We start from the raw sequence: 16,721 nt of genomic DNA on the forward strand, positions 1-16,721 counted from the left end.
TGCAATCTTAAAGCAGTCCTTCAAAAAGCGCCACATCTACCCAGTCACCAGCAGCAATATTTCCTTGGTCGTGAGCGAGGATGACAAAGCAATTTGCTTCGCTCATTGAGCGCAAAATCCCAGCACCTTGGCTGCCGGTGAGTCTCACAGTCGGACGTCCTTCAGCATTACGCCCCAAGATGGCGCGTTGAAACTCTGTACGACCAGGTTTCTTTCGAATGGGGGCCTCAGAAATCGCTTGAGTCATTGGGGGCTCAGTCTGGTTAGAGCCGTTCAGTTGCAGGAGTGCAGCTCGAACAAATTGGTAGAAAGTCACCATTACGGCTACTGGGTTGCCGGGTAAGCCAAAGAACAATGTTTTGCGTTCAGAGGCTCCTGCAGTAGCTTTGAGGATGCCAAAGGCCATCGGGCGTCCAGGACGCATCGCAATTTTCCAAAAGCCAACATCACCTAACTCTTGCATGATCTGCTTGGTGAAGTCAGCTTCTCCAACAGAAACTCCCCCAGAGGAAATTAAGACATCCGACTTTGTGGCTGCATCAATAAATGCTTGCTTAAGTGCTGTGGGATCATCACGCACGATACCGCAGTCAATGATTTCGAGATTGAGGCGATTGAGTAAACCAGTGAGGCTATAGCGATTGCTGTCATAGATGCTGCCAGCATCTAATGTTTGTTCTAGTGATCGCAGCTCGTCGCCGGAGGACAGAATTGCTACCTTCAGTTTGCGCTTTACTTGAAGCGTGGAGATTCCCAATGATGCAGCTAAACCTAAATCAGAGGGGCGCAATAAACGACCGGCCTGAATCGCAGGTTTGCTTTGTTTTAAATCCTCACCACGCAAGCGACGATTCTCGCCAGGCTTTAATAGATTCTGCTTAAACTCAATCTGTGTTTCAGTTTGTGTAATGGTTAATTCCTGCGGAATGACTGTGTCGCAGTCAGCCGGCATCACAGCACCAGTCATGATCTTTAAGCACTCACCCTGATTGATCTTACCTTTATAAGGCTTACCTGCAAAAGCAGTGCCTACTATTTCCAGAGAGATATTGTTATCGCCTGTACCAAGGCATTTGCCATTGAAGGCATAACCATCCATTGCAGAGTTATCGGCCGCAGGAACATCAATTGGCGAAAGTAAGTCTTGAGCAAGAATGCGGTTGATGGCTTGATCTAGAGAAACTGTTTCGATATCTTTCGGATCATGAAGCGCCCTAGACTCTTCAATGAGTTCCTTAACTAACTGAGAAATGGCTTTACGAGCTTCATCCACGTGCAGCGATGAAGTGAGTAGAATTGGGCTATTGGGTGAGTGCTTCATACAGAGGCCTCTTCTAATGCTTTTAATTCTTCAGGAGTATTGACGTTGGCAAACGCTTGCGCATCATTAAACACCACAGTACTACTGCGAATTTCTTTAAACCATCGATCGATTTTGAGATCACCCTTTTGTAGAAAAGTTTTCAGTGACTCTTGAAGATTACTACGCATTAAACAAAAAACGGGTTGCGCCCAAACCTTGCCATCCGACTCACTACTAGAGGCATATACCAGCTGAAAGTCACCGCGGTTCATTTCGGCAGCTAGTTTTGTGCCTAGATCTATTGGCAATAAAGGTGAATCACAAGGGGTGGTCAGTAGGTAGGTAGTTTTGCAGACTTTGAGGCCTGCAGAGAACCCTGCCAATGGCCCTGAAAAATCTGGAGTTTCATCCATGATGACGGGGTGACCATAGCCAGCGTATTTTGTAATGTTGCGATTGGCATTAATGAGGATTGGACCAACCTGGTTCTTGAGTTGTGCAATGGTCGATTCAATCAGGGGTTTATTGTGAAAAGAAATTAACCCCTTATCAACGCCCCCCATGCGTTGGGCACGACCACCAGCTAAGATGAGACCAGTAATTTGCTCAGGGGAAATCATTAGCCGCCGATATAAGACATTTCGACCTTGCGATTGCTGGTCGATTGATTGATGGTATTCGAACCACGAATCTCAGAGTAATGATCATCGCGTGTTGCCCAAGTATTCATAATCGCATTTGCAATCTCTAGATCGCTTTTTCCTGAGCGCAATAGAGTCTTGAAATCAAACCCTTCATTTGCAAAGAGGCAGAGATACATCTGGCCATCTGTGGAGATGCGAGCACGAGTGCATTCATGGCAGAAGGTTTGGGTAACGCTGGAGATCACACCGACTTCACCCGAGCCATCGACATAGCGCCAGCGCTGGGCAACCTCACCGGTGTAATTGGCTTCAATTGCCTCTAAGGGATAGACTTCATTGATGCTGGCAATAACTTCTTTAGACGGCAGTACCTCTGCCATATTCCAACCATTTGAACTGCCTACATCCATAAATTCGATAAAGCGCAGAATGACGCCACTGCCTTTAAAGTGTTTTGCCATAGATACGATCTCGTGATCATTCGTACCTTTTTTAACTACCATATTCACTTTGATATTCCCAAAGCCAACTTCCTTAGCGGCAGCAATGCCATCTAAAACATCTGATACCGGGAAGTCCACATCATTCATTTTTCTAAAGGTGGCATCATCAAGACCATCTAAGCTAATCGTCAGTCTTTGTAAACCGGCAGCCTTTAATGCAGCAGCTTTTTTGCGAAGGATGCTGCCATTTGTAGTTAGAGTGAGATCGAGTGGTCTTCCTTCTGGCGTGCGCACCTCCGCCAACATTTCTATCAGTAGTTCTAAGTTCTTGCGCAGTAATGGTTCGCCACCAGTTAAGCGAATCTTCTCGACACCCAAGGTGGAAAAGATTGAAGTTAGGCGAGCAATCTCCTCAAAGCTCAATAGTTCTTTGTGAGATAGGTAGGGGTAGCTCTGATCAAAGACTTCCTTGGGCATGCAATAGGTGCAGCGGAAGTTACAGCGATCGGTGACTGAAATACGTAAGTCACGCAAAATGCGTCCACGAGTATCTTGGGTATTGCCGTGAGGCGTAATGAGTTGCGCCCCAATAGACGGGTCGAGACCTTTGCCTTCATCGATACGGATGGGGATCACTTTGGGGATGACTTTTTCAACCATATGCACAATTATGGCCGTGAAACGGTGTTTCTGCCAAACCGCCAAATATCCTTATGGGATAAATGACGGTCTGGAGAAAAACTGGAGTACGCGTTAAACCGTTTTTTCTTGTCCGCCGGTTTCAACTAGAACCATTGGACCTTCTGGCAGACTTGCTGCAGGTTTTGGCGCCCTACCTAAGCTACTTGCCTCAGGCTGAATCTGGCTTTGTGCTTCTGCATGTTTCGAGGCATCAGTAGCGACCCAGATCATGCCAGCAGATTCCACCACGCTGTGCAATGGAGTTTCTTCAAGCGCCTGAAAGGCAACCTTAGGAAGCTCCGGCGCAGGCTTGGCAATAACTTCAACAGTAGAAACTGCTGCTACTGCAACTGGGGTTACAGGAGGGGTGCTCAGAGTAGCTTGCGCCGAACGATTTGATTGACGAGGAGGGCGTGGTGCTCTTTCGGCCCTTTCTTGTTTTTCAGCAGCAGGTTTTGCATTACCAAAGCTATTAGAAAGATTCTGCATCGGCATAGATGCGGATGCACCAGCCATGCCGACTGGAGGACCAGAAAACGGAATCACTGATGAAGTTGCCACTTCTAAAGTACTTGCATCACCATTTTCTGCGCGCTCGCCACGATCATTTCTGTTACGACCACGGCCACGACGATTACGACCACGGCCACGACGCTCTTCACCATCAGTGCTCGGTGCTGCTTCTGAACCTGGTGTAGCTTCTGTGGCAGGAGTTACTGCAGCTGGGTTTGCTTGACGCTCTGGCTTTGGACCATTCTGGTTACGGTTGCCGTTACGGTTATTGCGGTTGCCGTTGCGGTTGTTATTGCTTTCAGAAGCGCCTTCGGCTGCAGTCGCTGTAGGACGCTCTGCGCGCTCACCATTGCGATCGTTGCGTTCGCCACGACGGTTGCGACCACGATTGCGATCGCCACCATTACTGTTGCCATTGCGCCCTTGATTGCGACCACGGGCATTGCTTGGGGCTGGTTTTTCTTCTACTGCAGGCGAGGAGGAGAATAGCTTCTTGATAAATCCAAATAAACCACCAGAGCTTTCAGCTTGTACTTGCTCGGTACGTGCAGGACGTGGTTGGCTGATCGGCGCAGGTTGTGTTGGGGTGATGCCCTTAACGGCTGCTTCAGGACGAGCTTTCACATCAGCGTCTTTGCGACTTACTGTAGTGTCAGTTTCGAGTTCGCGAGCAGCTTCTTCAGCCATCACATAGCTAGCTTTTTGATCATCCAGACGTGGATCATCATGACGTAAACGCTCTAGCTTGTAATGTGGGGTTTCTAAATGCTTGTTCGGAACCATTAAGACGTTTACTTTGAAGCGAGTCTCAATCTTGATCACTTCAGCACGCTTTTCATTCAAGAGGAATGCAGCCACTTCGACTGGCACCTGAGTATGAATCGCTGCCGTGTTCTCTTTCATTGCTTCTTCTTGGATGATGCGCAGAACTTGCAATGCAGAAGATTCGGTATCGCGGATGTGGCCTGTGCCGTTACAACGCGGGCAGGTTACATGGCTACCTTCAGAAAGGGCAGGGCGCAAGCGTTGGCGTGACATTTCCATCAAGCCAAACTTAGAGATTTTGCCCATTTGTACGCGGGCGCGATCATGACGCAGGGCATCGCGGAGGCGATTCTCAACATCTTTTTGAGCCTTGCTCGATTCCATATCAATGAAGTCAATCACGATCAAACCACCCAAGTCACGTAAACGTGCTTGACGAGCGATTTCATCGGCAGCTTCCAGGTTGGTGCGAGTAGCGGTTTCTTCAATATCCGAACCACGGGTTGCACGTGCAGAGTTCACGTCCACAGAAACCAGAGCTTCCGTGTGGTCGATCACAATGGCGCCACCAGATGGTAATGGCACGGTACGTGAGTAGGCAGTTTCAATCTGGTGTTCAATTTGGAAACGAGAGAACAAAGGCACATCATCTTGATAGCGCTTTACTCGTGGCAAATTGTCTGGCATCACTACTGACATAAATGCAGCAGCTTGTTCGTAGATGTCATCGGTATCAATGAGGATCTCGCCGATATCGGGCTGGAAGTAATCGCGGATTGCGCGGATCACTAAGCTGGATTCGAGATAAATCAGTAGGGGTGCTGAATTGCCTTTAGCGGCCTCATCAATCGCTTTCCATAACTGCATGAGGTAACTTAAGTCCCATTGCAGTTCTGTAGCGTCACGACCAATGCCAGCGGTACGAGCAATGATGCTCATGCCATCAGGTACTTCTAGTTGAGCCATTGCTTCACGCAGTTCTTGACGGTCTTCACCCTCAATGCGACGAGAAACGCCACCTCCGCGTGGGTTATTTGGCATTAATACCAAATAACGGCCAGCCAAGGAGATAAAGGAAGTTAAAGCGGCGCCTTTTTGGCCACGCTCTTCTTTTTCTACTTGAACAATGATTTCTTGACCTTCGCGCAAGGCATCTTTAATGGAGGCATTGCGAACGTCTATACCCTCTTTGAAATAAGTTCTGGCAACTTCCTTGAAGGGTAAAAAGCCATGACGCTCTTCACCATAGTTGACAAAACAAGCCTCTAGCGAAGGCTCAATGCGGGTAATCACACCTTTATAAATATTGCCTTTGCGTTGTTCGCGACCGGCAGCTTCAATATCAATATCAATGAGTTTTTGACCATCAACGATGGCAACTCGCAACTCTTCTTGTTGAGTTGCATTAAATAACATGCGTTTCATAACACTCTCCTATGGGGGAGGATGTCGTTGCGCGCTGCGTTAGGGGGACAAGTTTGATGCCGCAAAGGACTAAGCCGATGGCGGTATTTAAGTGTGGATCATGCAAATCTAGGCGCTTTTTGCCTAGTTCACCAAGTTAACTGTTGGTCAATTCGGTGCCACACTTGACGATCGCCGCAGAGACCTCCTTTAGGTCATCAATGCAGGCGCGCGCCTAAAAACTGTCTTCTAATCGCGGGTCGCGGCATACGGCACACCAACCCTGCGCCTCATTACAACGGGGGAGGGGCAACCCCGGGAGTCATTTAAAGGGCGACTCCAAGCTCCACGATTCAAACCTGACTTCAGGTTGGGATCAAGCCAATAAATTGGCTAGAGCGTTGATTATACGGCACAAGTTGAATGACAATGGGGTATTGTTGAGTCCCTTGTCATCCTCTACCGAGGTCGCAAGAGAGATAAATCATGAAATTCGACCCTATATTTAAGCCAAAAGTAGCTTCAGCCCCAGCGACAGTGCATCTACAGACTATCGGTCCGGAGGAGGCTGGACAGCGCTTGGATAACTATTTGCTCCGCTGGGCCAAGGGGGTCCCCAAAAGCCATGTGTACCGGATTATTCGCTCGGGGGAAGTGCGGGTAAATAAGAAGCGGGCCGAACCAACTACACGCCTGGTCGAAGGGGATATCGTACGAGTGCCACCCGTCAGAATTGCTGAGCCCGCCCAAATGGCTGCAGTCAATAGCGCTCAAACTAAATCTCGGGCCCACGGTTACTCAGACAAAATGCCAATCCTGTTTGAAGATGAGGCTCTCTTAATAGTAGATAAGCCTCCCGGTTTGGCAGTGCATGGCGGATCTGGAATTGCTTTGGGGGTGATTGAGACTTTGCGCATCACCCGCCCTGAATTGAAATTTCTGGAGTTAGTTCACCGTTTAGACCGAGATACCTCCGGCGTATTGCTGCTTGCCAAAAAGCGCAGTGCTTTAGTGGAGTTGCATCGCCAAATTCGTGAAGGTCAGACGGATAAGCGTTACTACTTGCTTGCCCATGGAGCAATTGAGCAGGGTGCTCAAGTGATGCAACTCAAATACCCGCTCCATAAATATCTTTTAGCCAATGGTGAGCGCAGAGTTCGAGTAGACCCCGAGGGACTACCAAGTCATACAGCTTTGCGCGTTATTAAGGTAATGAAACGTGAAGATGCTGCTATTACCCTGGCCGAAGCTCAATTGAAAACAGGCCGAACCCATCAGATCCGTGTGCATTTATTGAAGCTCGGTCATGCGATCTTGGGTGATGACAAGTACGGCTTTGAAGATCAAGATAAATTCATTAAATCGAAGCGTCTTTATTTGCATGCTCACCAAGCTGGGTTTACACATCCGCGTACTGGCGAGAAGATGCGGATTGAATCCCCGTTGCCAGCAGAGTTTGCGGCGATGATGAAGAATTTTCAACAAACAGAAGAGTCATAACAAGTGGATAAATCCAATCGCCGCTATGACCTGATTGTGTGGGATTGGGATGGAACCATTATGGATTCAACGCCAACCATCGTGCATTGCATTCAGCAGGCCTGTCGTGACTTGGGTTTTAAAGAGCCCGATGATGCATTAGCGAGCTCAGTCATTGGTTTGGGAATTCAGGATTCATTACGCAGAGCAGTTCCTTGGATTGAGCCAGTGCACTTTCCAAAATTGACGGATCGTTTTCGGTATCACTATTTAGCAAAAGATCATGAGCTCGATTTATTCGTGGGCATTCGTCAGCTCTTGGAAAAACTTCGAGCCGATCAATATCTATTGGGTGTGGCCACCGGTAAATCCAGGGTAGGCTTGGATCGCTCTTTAAAACACCACCAAATTGCTCATCTCTTTCATGAAACACGGACTGCCGACGAATCTTTTTCAAAGCCGCACCCAGGGATGTTGCTTGAGTTATCCGATGTAACCCAAGTGCCCACCCGTCGGATGTTGATGATCGGTGACACTACACATGATTTGGATATGGCAGCGAATGCTGGAGTAGATGCGGTGGCAGTGACGTATGGCGCGCATCCTCTCGGTACCCTAAAAACATCCCCATCATTGGCGTATGTAGATGATGTGGCACAACTGTCACAATGGCTCCAAGATAATCTGTAAATACGCAATACTAAGGAATTAAGATGGAAAATAATCCAACCCCAAACTGGGAACGTCAAGCTCTTGAGCATTTGCTCCTGGAGAACTTGAAAGAGAGTCGTAAAGCCCGTCGCTGGAAAGCTGTGCTGCGCGTACTGACTTTAGTGGCAATGATTGGAGTGATTCTTTCGGTGTTTGATTTTCATCTACCAGGGCGCGGCATGGGTGTAGAAAAGCACACCGCTATGGTTACATTAGAAGGTGAAATCTCATCAAGCTCCATGGCAAATGCTCTGGACATTAACTCTTCATTGGTTTCTGCTTTTGAGAATGAGCACAGTGCTGGCGTTGTTCTGCGCATCAATAGTCCTGGCGGTTCACCGGTGCAAGCGGGGATGATTAATGACGAGATTCATCGTTTGCGTAAGCTTTATCCCAACAAACCCTTTTACGTTGTAGTCGAAGATATCTGCGCCTCCGGTGGTTACTATGTTGCAGTTGCTGGTGATCAGATCTTGGTGGATAAGGCCAGCTTGGTTGGTTCAATCGGCGTGATCATGGAAGGTTTTGGCTTTACCGGTTTGATGGATAAGTTAGGCGTTACTCGTCGCATGATTACCTCTGGATCCAATAAAGGCATGCTTGATCCATTCAGCAAAGAAAACCCTAAGCAAGTGGAAATGGTGAAAACCATGATCGATGAGATTCATCAGCAATTTATTGCGGTGGTGAAAGAAGGTCGTGGCACGCGTTTAAAAGACGCACCAGATTTATTTTCTGGACGCATCTGGAATGGTGAGCAGGCCGTCAAGATTGGTTTAGTAGATGGTTACGGCACAGTAGAGTCGGTGGCACGCGACATCTTTAAAGCCCCGGATATTTTGGACTACACCATGAAAGAAAATTTTGCGGAGCGTGTGGCGAAACGTTTTGGTGCAGAGGCTGGCGCAGCTGCTGGCAAGGTTTTGGTGAAGACGCCAGACTTGAAATAAAAACAAATCAGCAAAACAAAGCTCTCAAGATCAGGCCAATAGTAGAAATACTGTTGGCCTATTTTGTAGTGAAGCGCATGCAGCTTCATTTGGGTAGCGTTTGCGCCAATCTGCAATCGATAGTGTTGCAATCATTTCTGTTGTGAGGCTGAGATCTACGCCCAAGCAAAGTAAAGATTGTGGGGCTAAAGAACTTAAGCAAGCCATGAGCATCGCTGTATTGCGATAGGGTGTCTCAATCCAAATCTGAGTTTGCTGTAATTTGCGAGACTCCGCCTCCAACAGCTTGAGTTTGGCACTACGCTCATGCGTATCGTGAGGCAGGTATCCCTGAAAGGCAAAACGCTGGCCATTGAGACCGCTGGCCATTAATCCTAGCAAGATTGAGCTAGGACCGACTAATGGCTTCACTTGTGCTCCGAGTTGGTGTGCCGCTAAGACCAGCTCGGCACCAGGATCGGCAACACCTGGCACGCCGGCTTCAGACATTAAGCCCATATCATTGCCGGCAACTAGTGGTTTGAGTAAATCTGCAGGCTTCACAGCATCACCATACTTGGCGTTACGAGCTGCGCCTCGCCATTCGCTCATGTGCATTTCTTGAATAGTGCAAGCCAATGGAGAAATGCTATCGACTGCTTTTAATAAGGCGCGTGCTGTTTTGGCATCCTCAACAATCCAATGCTTTAGTTTGGCAGTTTGCAAAAGTGTTTCGCTGGGGAGCACCCATGGCAATTGGTCGGTGCGTGCATCATCGCCCAATGTATTGGGGACTAAAAAGAGTGTGCCTAGCTTTGCCATGATTCATTTTTCGTTGGAATGCTAAATCCAGCATCACGCAATAAACCCGTTAGAGCAATCAGTGGCAAACCAATGAGGGCGGTCGGGTCGTCGCTCCTAATGGAATCGAGAAGGCTAATGCCAAGGCCTTCAGACTTGGCGCTACCAGCGCAGTCATAAGGCTCTTCTGCAAGTAGATAGCTTTCTAAAACATCATCAGAGAGTTTACGAAAAGTAACTTCAGTCGGCACGTTTAATGTCGTTTGGTTATTGCCATTCATTAAACAAAGTGCTGTATGAAAAGTCACTGTCTGGCCGCGCATGACTTGGAGTTGGGCTAAGGCCCTTTCAAAATTACCAGGCTTGCCAATTGCGGCGCCACATAAATCGGCCACTTGATCAGAGCCAATTACCCATGCATTGGGATGCTCTTTAGCAACCGCCGCTGCTTTTGCAGCTGCAAGACGTAATGCCAATTCGAGAGTGCTCTCGCCAGTGAGCGGTGTTTCATCGACTTCAGGAGAAACAACTTTAAAAGGAATGCGCAAGCGTTCTAAAAGCTCGCGGCGATATGTCGAGGTGGATGCCAAGATGAGGGGTGGATTGCTTAAGTTGCTCATTGCTGCTGACTTTCGAGGATGTCTTGATTTAGACTGATGCCATGAATCGTAATCAAGTTTTACCTCAAGTCCAGTTATCGGCCGAACCTCATGCCTTAAAAAGGGTCGATTTATGTGCCCCTCAGTCCTATCAGGGCGCTGGTTTTTTGGCTATTTCTGATATGCCCAGGCTTGCTGAGGAGGCTTCAAGCATTAATCCCGGCGATGGCTTTGAATGGCAAATGAAGACCCACTTCGAAGATTCGCCGGGTAGTGAGCCCCGCCAAATCCTGGAATTAGCCTTAAAAGGCCGTCTACACCTGATTTGCCAGCGTTGTTTGCAAGACTGCGCCTTGGATTTGGATGAAAAAAGGCGCTTCGTTCTCCTGGCATCGGAGGCTGAGGCTGATGAGTACCCCATGGAAGACGAGGAGCAGGACCCTTTAGTGGCAAGTCAGCATTTCAACCTCTTGGAGACAATTGAGGATGAGGTTTTACTATCTTTGCCCTTGATTCCAAAGCATCCAGAGGGTTTTTGTGAACCCCACAGCTCAGTTTTTGGGCTGGAGGAGGGTGATGAGGGGGTTGATGAGCTTGAAAATCCCTTTAACATATTGAAAAATATCAAGAAAAACTGATAAATGGGCTTTTACGCCCCCCTGTTGTTTTCAGTAGTCTCTATTGATAAATCAAGCATTTAGACGCTTTTCCATGCTAGAATGTCGCCTTGCTTAGGAGTTCAATATGGCCGTTCAACAAAACAAAAAATCACCTTCCAAACGTGGCATGCACCGTGCGCACGACTTTTTGACCGCACCTGCTACGGCTGTTGAAGCCACAACTGGTGAGGCTCATTTGCGCCACCACATTTCACCAAATGGCTACTATCGTGGCCGTAAAGTTGTTAAAACTAAAAACGACTAATTTTTTTTAGTCTAAATAGATCGAAGCGGCTCCCTGAAAAGCCGCTTTTTTCTTAGATAAATCACTTGCAGCAATCAATGAGTTTATGAGCGTTACTCTAGCTATTGATGCCATGGGCGGAGATCATGGGGTCGTCGTTACGGTTCCTGCCGCCTGCGATTTCCTAGAAAAACACGCTGATGTGAAGATTACCCTCGTGGGTGATCCTGATTTAATCAAACAAGTCCTGAGTAGGTCGCCAAACGTTCCGATGGAGCGTATTCAAATTATTGCTGCAAGCGAAGTGGTATTGATGGATGACCATATCGAAGTTGCTTTGCGTCGTAAAAAAGATTCCTCCATGCGTGTAGCCATCGAGCAGGTAAAAGAAGGTGCTGCGGATGCTGTGATTTCTTCCGGTAATACTGGCGCACTCATGGCGATTTCTCGCTATATTTTAAAAACCCTTGAGGGCGTTGACCGCCCAGCTATTGCAACTGCCATTCCTAATGAGCTAGGAGGCGGCACAACCATGCTTGATCTGGGTGCAAATGCTGACTGTGAGCCTATGCATCTTGTCCAGTTCGCGCAAATGGCAAACGTCATGGTTCAGGTTGTAGATGGTAAGCAAAACCCATCGGTTGGCCTGCTAAATATTGGCGAGGAAGTTATTAAAGGGAATGATGTGGTTAAGCAAACCAGTGAGTTACTACGTCAGACCAATTTGAATTTTTACGGGAACGTTGAAGGTAATGACATTTTCAAAGGCACTACCGATATCGTGGTGTGCGATGGATTTGTGGGTAATGTGGTTTTGAAGGCTAGCGAAGGTTTAGCAAAAATGATGAGCGGCATGATTCGTGAAGAATTTAAGCGCTCACTCATGACTAGGTTAATGGCGTTTTGTGCCATGGTGCCATTACTTCGTGTACGTAAGCGTGTTGATCATCGTCGTTATAACGGTGCGGTATTGTTGGGTTTGCGCGGTTGTGTGATTAAGAGTCATGGCTCGGCAGATCGTTTTGCATTTGGTTTTGCATTAGATCGCGCTTATGAAGCTGCCAAGAATCGCATGGTTGAGCGCATTGCCGCTGCCTTTGTAGTGGAGACAAAAGAATGAGTATTTTTGCAAGAGTGGCTGGAACTGGAAGCTACCTTCCTGAGCAACGTTTAACCAATCAGGATTTGGTGGAGCGCTTGGCAAAGACGGGCCTAGAGACTAGTGATGAGTGGATTAGGACTCGTAGCGGAATTTCTGCACGCCACTTTGCTGCTGAAAATGAGTTAACGAGTGACTTAGCAGTAAAGGCTGCTCAAGCTGCATTAATAAGTGCTGGCATGACTTCAGAAGATTTGGACCTCATCATCTTGGCTACCTCAACGCCGGATCATCTGGGCGGTTTCCCAAGTACAGCTTGCGTAGTGCAAGATAAATTAGGCGCTCATACAGCCTGTGCTGCTTTTGATGTACAAGCAGTCTGCGCTGGCTTTACTTACGCCCTAGCAATTGCAGATGCCTTTATTCGTTCTGGTTCATACAAGAAAGTATTGGTGATTGGTGCTGAAACTTTTTCGCGTATTCTGAATTTCCAAGATCGTGGTACTTGCGTCTTGTTTGGGGATGGCGCTGGTGCAGTTGTGCTAGAGGCTTCCAAAGAGCCTGGCATTCTCTCAACAGCTTTGCATGCTGACGGTAGCCAACGCGATATTTTGTGTGTGCCGGGCCGATCTGGTAATGGCGAGGTGCAGGGCTCTCCATTTATGACGATGGATGGTCCAGCAGTATTTAAATTGGCAGTGAAGGTTTTGGAGCAAGTTGCTCATGAGGCTCTTGAGAAAGCCAACCTTAAACCAGAACAAATCGACTGGCTAGTGCCGCACCAAGCCAATATCCGCATCATGGAGGGTACCGCTAAGAAGATGGGTATGTCTATGGATAAAGTGATTGTGACCGTGCATGAGCACGGCAATACTTCTGCTGCATCAATTCCTTTGGCATTAGATAGTGGTGTGCGCTCTGGTCAAATTCAACGAGGCCAATATCTTTTGTTAGAGGGTGTTGGGGGTGGTTTTGCTTGGGGCGCTGTCGCCCTGAAGTATTAATTCACTGTGATTCAATGTTCATGCGCGTTAATCCGTATTCACTCTCTTTTCATTATTTTATAAATTAAGCTCATGACATTTGCATTTGTATTCCCTGGCCAAGGCTCCCAATCAGTTGGGATGCTAAATTCAATTTCTGAGCGTCCTGAAGTACGGGCAATATTGCAAGAAGCTTCAGAAGCTTTGGGCGAAGACATTGCAAAGTTAATTGCTGAAGGCCCTGCGGAGGCCCTGTCCTTAACCACCAATACTCAACCGGTGATGTTGACTGCTGGTGTGGCTTTTTATCGCGCATGGCAAGCTGCTGGCGGTGCTGTGCCTAGAGTGATGGCTGGTCATAGTCTGGGCGAATATTCAGCTTTAGTAGCTGCCGGTGTAATTTCCTTTAAGGATGCAGTGCCCTTAGTGCGCTTTCGTGCAGAAGCTATGCAAACTGCAGTGCCAGTTGGCACGGGTGGGATGGCTGCCATTCTTGGCCTCGACGATGCTAGCGTAATTAAAGTGTGCGCTGAAGCAAGTGCTGCAGCTGGGGGTGTAGTTGAGGCCGTGAATTTCAATGCGCCTGGTCAAGTGGTCATCGCGGGTGCAAGTGATGCTGTCACTAAAGCTTGCGAGTTATTAAAAGCCGCTGGCGCTAAACGGGCATTACCTTTGCCTGTCTCTGCCCCCTTTCATTCTTCTTTATTACAACCCGCTTCTGAAAAGCTCAAAGCTTATCTTGCGAATATTGAATTCAAGGCGCCAACAATTGCTGTAATTAATAACGTCGATGTTGAAATCCTGAGTGACCCAGCAGCAATCAAAGATGCCCTAGTGCGCCAAGCTGCTAAGCCAGTTCGTTGGGCGGAAACTATCCAAGCAATGGCTGGACAAGGAATTACCCAAGTAGTGGAGTGTGGCCCTGGCAAGGTATTGGCAGGTTTAAGCAAGCGAATTAACGATCAGCTTACTGGTGTGCCAGTATTTGATGAAGCTAGCTTGAATGAAGTGCTAGCCACTCTAAAATAAACGCCAATAGATAAATTAAAAAATATAGCGGAAGACATATATGAATCTCGATCTCAGTGGACAAATTGCCTTAGTAACTGGTGCATCGCGTGGCATTGGTCAAGCGATTGCAGAAGAGCTAGCTAGGTGTGGCGCTAAAGTCATTGGTACCGCTACATCGAGCGATGGCGCCAAAGCAATTGATGCGCGCTTAAAGCCCTCAGGCGGTTGCGGTTTGGTATTGAATGTCACCGCACCCAATGCCTGCGAAGAAATGATTGATCAAATTGTCAAGGATCATGGGGGCATCAATATTTTAGTGAATAACGCTGGGATCACACGCGATAACCTAGCAATGCGTATGAAATCTGAGGAATGGACTGATGTGATCGATACCAATTTAAGTTCGGTATTTCGTTTATCTCAGGCCGTTTTGCGTCCGATGATGAAAGCGCGCGGTGGTCGCATTATTAACATAACCTCTATCGTTGGCCACATGGGTAATGCAGGCCAGGCAAATTACGCCGCTGCAAAAGCAGGGGTTTCTGGTATGACTCGTGCCCTGGCCCGTGAAATTGGCAGTCGAAATATCACTGTCAATTGCGTCGCCCCTGGATTTATCGATACCGATATGACCCGGGCCCTGAGCGAAGAACAACAAAATGCCCTAAAAGTGAACATTCCTTTGGCCCGTTTAGGTAGCCCCGAGGATGTGGCTCAGGCAGTGGCATTTTTAGCCTCTCCAGCGGCTGGGTACATTACGGGTAATACCCTACACGTCAATGGCGGCCTATATCTAGCCTAAGGGCAAATCAAGGATTTAGTCATTTTTGGGCGAATTTGCTAATTCGGTCCGCCAAACTGATAAAATCCTTTTCATCGTTTTTTACAACCCCTGGGGAAATTAATGGACAACATCGAACAACGCGTTAAGAAAATCGTCGCTGAGCAATTGGGCGTCGCTGAAGGAGACATCAAAAATGAATCTTCTTTTGTGAATGACCTGGGCGCTGACTCTCTTGACACTGTTGAGCTGGTAATGGCTTTGGAAGATGAATTTGGTATCGAAATTCCTGATGAGGAAGCCGAAAAAATCACCACAGTTCAGCTCGCGATCGACTTCGCTAAATCAAAAGCTCAGGGTTAATTCCCGAGCCTAGGTATTACTGTGTCAGCATCAAATGGCCGACGCCGGGTAGTAGTTACCGGCCTTGGCCTCATCTCACCTGTTGGTAATTCAGTTGATGTAGCTTGGCCTAATTTGCTTGCGGGCAAATCAGGCATCGCTACCATCACCAAATTTGACCACGCTCCACTTAGTGTTCATTTCGCTGGAGAGGTAAAAGATTTTAATGTCGAAGAATATGTTTCCGCTAAAGAAGCGCGCCACATGGATACCTTTATCCATTACGGCATTGCTGCGGGTACGCAAGCGATTCGCGACAGCGGTCTAGAGATTAATGAGCAAAACGCCGAGCGCGTAGGCGTCATGGTGGGCTCGGGTATTGGTGGTTTGCCAATGATTGAGGAAACTGGGGCTGAGTTGTTAGCCCGCGGCCCTCGTCGCATCTCACCATTCTTTGTTCCTGGCTCAATCATTAATATGATTTCTGGCCACCTCAGTATTTTGTTTGGCCTCAAAGGTCCAAACGTTGCTGCGGTGACTGCATGTACTACTGGTTTGCACAGTATCGGGTTGGCTACACGTTTAATTCAGTATGGTGATGCCGATGTGATGGTAGCCGGTGGTGCTGAGTCCACTATTTCTGCATTAGGTGTAGGTGGCTTTGCTTCAGCAAGGGCGCTTTCAACACGCAACGATGATCCAGCAACTGCTTCACGTCCTTGGGATAAAGACCGTGATGGTTTTGTTCTTGGCGAAGGGGCTGGCGTGATAGTGCTGGAAGAATATGAGCATGCAAAAGCACGCGGCGCCAAAATCTATTGTGAACTACTTGGCTTTGGTATGAGTGGCGATGCATATCACATGACTGCGCCAAATATGGATGGTCCACGTCGTTGTATGGTGAACGCCATGCGTGATGCAAAACTCAATCCGGATCAAATTCAGTATCTTAATGCGCACGGTACTTCTACGCCGCTGGGTGATAAGAATGAAACTGAGGCAATCAAAGCCGCGTTGGGCGACCACGCTAAAAAGACTTTAATTAATTCAACCAAATCGATGACTGGCCACCTTTTGGGCGGCGCAGGTGGTTTAGAGTCTGTTTTCACCATTCTGGCGCTTCATCACCAGAAATCCCCTCCCACCATCAATATCTTTAATCAAGACCCTGAGTGCGACTTGGACTACTGCGCTAATACCGCCAGGGATGTGAAGATTGAGCACGCAGTTAAAAACAACTTTGGCTTTGGTGGTACTAACGGCACCTTGATTTTTGGTAAGCTGACCTAATATTCCTTTTATCTCCATTTTTGGTTTTTACCAAGTAGGT

At 47.8% G+C, this 16,721-nt stretch carries 17 protein-coding genes; 11 read left to right on the plus strand and 6 right to left on the minus strand.

Features of this window, described 5'->3' with window-relative positions; translation table 11 throughout:
• Positions 1-7: 7 nt before the first annotated feature.
• From glp to C2740_RS02085, 4 genes are all read right to left on the minus strand, one after another.
• Complete coding sequence (glp, locus tag C2740_RS02070) at positions 8-1,321, minus strand: gephyrin-like molybdotransferase Glp (protein WP_215293770.1); 1,314 nt, start codon at positions 1,319-1,321, stop codon at positions 8-10.
• Entirely contained in the window at positions 1,318-1,923 is a 606-nt protein-coding gene (gene mobA, locus C2740_RS02075; RefSeq protein ID WP_215293771.1) for a molybdenum cofactor guanylyltransferase MobA, read from the minus strand. The genes glp and mobA overlap by 4 nt, the downstream gene beginning before the upstream one ends.
• On the minus strand, positions 1,923-3,050 hold the full coding sequence (gene moaA / locus C2740_RS02080; RefSeq protein ID WP_215293772.1) for a GTP 3',8-cyclase MoaA: 1,128 nt from the start codon (positions 3,048-3,050) through the stop codon (positions 1,923-1,925). The genes mobA and moaA overlap by 1 nt, the downstream gene beginning before the upstream one ends.
• Positions 3,051-3,143: 93 nt before the next feature.
• A complete protein-coding gene (locus C2740_RS02085; protein WP_215293773.1) occupies positions 3,144-5,774 on the minus strand; it encodes an Rne/Rng family ribonuclease in 2,631 nt (876 codons plus the stop codon).
• Between the two features lie 465 nt (positions 5,775-6,239).
• On the opposite strand from C2740_RS02085, the gene C2740_RS02090 reads away from it, so the two are divergent.
• From C2740_RS02090 to sppA, 3 genes are read left to right on the plus strand one after another with little or no spacing between them, the layout of a single operon-like run.
• Positions 6,240-7,253, plus strand: coding sequence for an RluA family pseudouridine synthase (locus C2740_RS02090; RefSeq protein WP_215293774.1), 1,014 nt, complete (start codon positions 6,240-6,242; stop codon positions 7,251-7,253).
• 3 nt (positions 7,254-7,256) lie between these two features.
• A complete protein-coding gene (locus C2740_RS02095) occupies positions 7,257-7,922 on the plus strand; it encodes an HAD-IA family hydrolase (RefSeq protein ID WP_215293775.1) in 666 nt (221 codons plus the stop codon).
• 23 nt (positions 7,923-7,945) lie between these two features.
• Entirely contained in the window at positions 7,946-8,893 is a 948-nt protein-coding gene (gene sppA, locus C2740_RS02100; protein ID WP_215293776.1) for a signal peptide peptidase SppA, read from the plus strand.
• A 30-nt stretch (positions 8,894-8,923) separates the two neighbouring features.
• Here the strand turns inward: sppA and C2740_RS02105 are convergent, their stop codons facing one another.
• The gene (locus C2740_RS02105; RefSeq protein WP_215293777.1) at positions 8,924-9,694 is read right to left on the minus strand and encodes an SAM-dependent methyltransferase; all 771 of its coding nucleotides are present in this window, start codon (positions 9,692-9,694) and stop codon (positions 8,924-8,926) included.
• On the minus strand, positions 9,682-10,293 hold the full coding sequence (locus tag C2740_RS02110; protein ID WP_215293778.1) for a Maf family nucleotide pyrophosphatase: 612 nt from the start codon (positions 10,291-10,293) through the stop codon (positions 9,682-9,684). Before C2740_RS02110 ends, C2740_RS02105 begins: the two co-directional genes overlap by 13 nt.
• Positions 10,294-10,334: 41 nt before the next feature.
• On the opposite strand from C2740_RS02110, the gene C2740_RS02115 reads away from it, so the two are divergent.
• From C2740_RS02115 to fabF, 8 genes are all read left to right on the plus strand, one after another.
• A complete protein-coding gene (locus C2740_RS02115) occupies positions 10,335-10,910 on the plus strand; it encodes a DUF177 domain-containing protein (protein ID WP_215293779.1) in 576 nt (191 codons plus the stop codon).
• A gap of 106 nt (positions 10,911-11,016) precedes the next feature.
• Positions 11,017-11,196, plus strand: a complete 180-nt coding sequence (gene rpmF, locus C2740_RS02120; protein WP_011902241.1) for a 50S ribosomal protein L32 — start codon at positions 11,017-11,019, stop codon at positions 11,194-11,196.
• 85 nt (positions 11,197-11,281) lie between these two features.
• A complete protein-coding gene (gene plsX / locus C2740_RS02125; RefSeq protein ID WP_215293780.1) occupies positions 11,282-12,295 on the plus strand; it encodes a phosphate acyltransferase PlsX in 1,014 nt (337 codons plus the stop codon).
• The gene (locus tag C2740_RS02130) at positions 12,292-13,278 is read left to right on the plus strand and encodes a beta-ketoacyl-ACP synthase III (protein ID WP_215293781.1); all 987 of its coding nucleotides are present in this window, start codon (positions 12,292-12,294) and stop codon (positions 13,276-13,278) included. The genes plsX and C2740_RS02130 overlap by 4 nt, the downstream gene beginning before the upstream one ends.
• A 72-nt stretch (positions 13,279-13,350) precedes the next feature.
• Entirely contained in the window at positions 13,351-14,286 is a 936-nt protein-coding gene (gene fabD, locus C2740_RS02135) for an ACP S-malonyltransferase (protein ID WP_215293782.1), read from the plus strand.
• Positions 14,287-14,326: 40 nt separating this feature from the next.
• Positions 14,327-15,070 (plus strand): 3-oxoacyl-ACP reductase FabG, encoded by a 744-nt coding sequence (gene fabG, locus C2740_RS02140; RefSeq protein WP_215293783.1) that lies wholly within the window; start codon positions 14,327-14,329, stop codon positions 15,068-15,070.
• Positions 15,071-15,172: 102 nt separating this feature from the next.
• Positions 15,173-15,412, plus strand: a complete 240-nt coding sequence (acpP, locus tag C2740_RS02145; RefSeq protein WP_028819177.1) for an acyl carrier protein — start codon at positions 15,173-15,175, stop codon at positions 15,410-15,412.
• A gap of 21 nt (positions 15,413-15,433) precedes the next feature.
• Positions 15,434-16,681: a beta-ketoacyl-ACP synthase II gene (gene fabF, locus C2740_RS02150; protein WP_215293784.1), complete on the plus strand. Its 1,248-nt coding sequence runs from the start codon at positions 15,434-15,436 to the stop codon at positions 16,679-16,681.
• Positions 16,682-16,721 lie beyond the last annotated feature (40 nt).

It is taken from the genome of Polynucleobacter sp. MG-5-Ahmo-C2, assembly GCF_018687735.1.
In the GTDB taxonomy this organism is placed as follows: Bacteria; Pseudomonadota; Gammaproteobacteria; order Burkholderiales; family Burkholderiaceae; genus Polynucleobacter.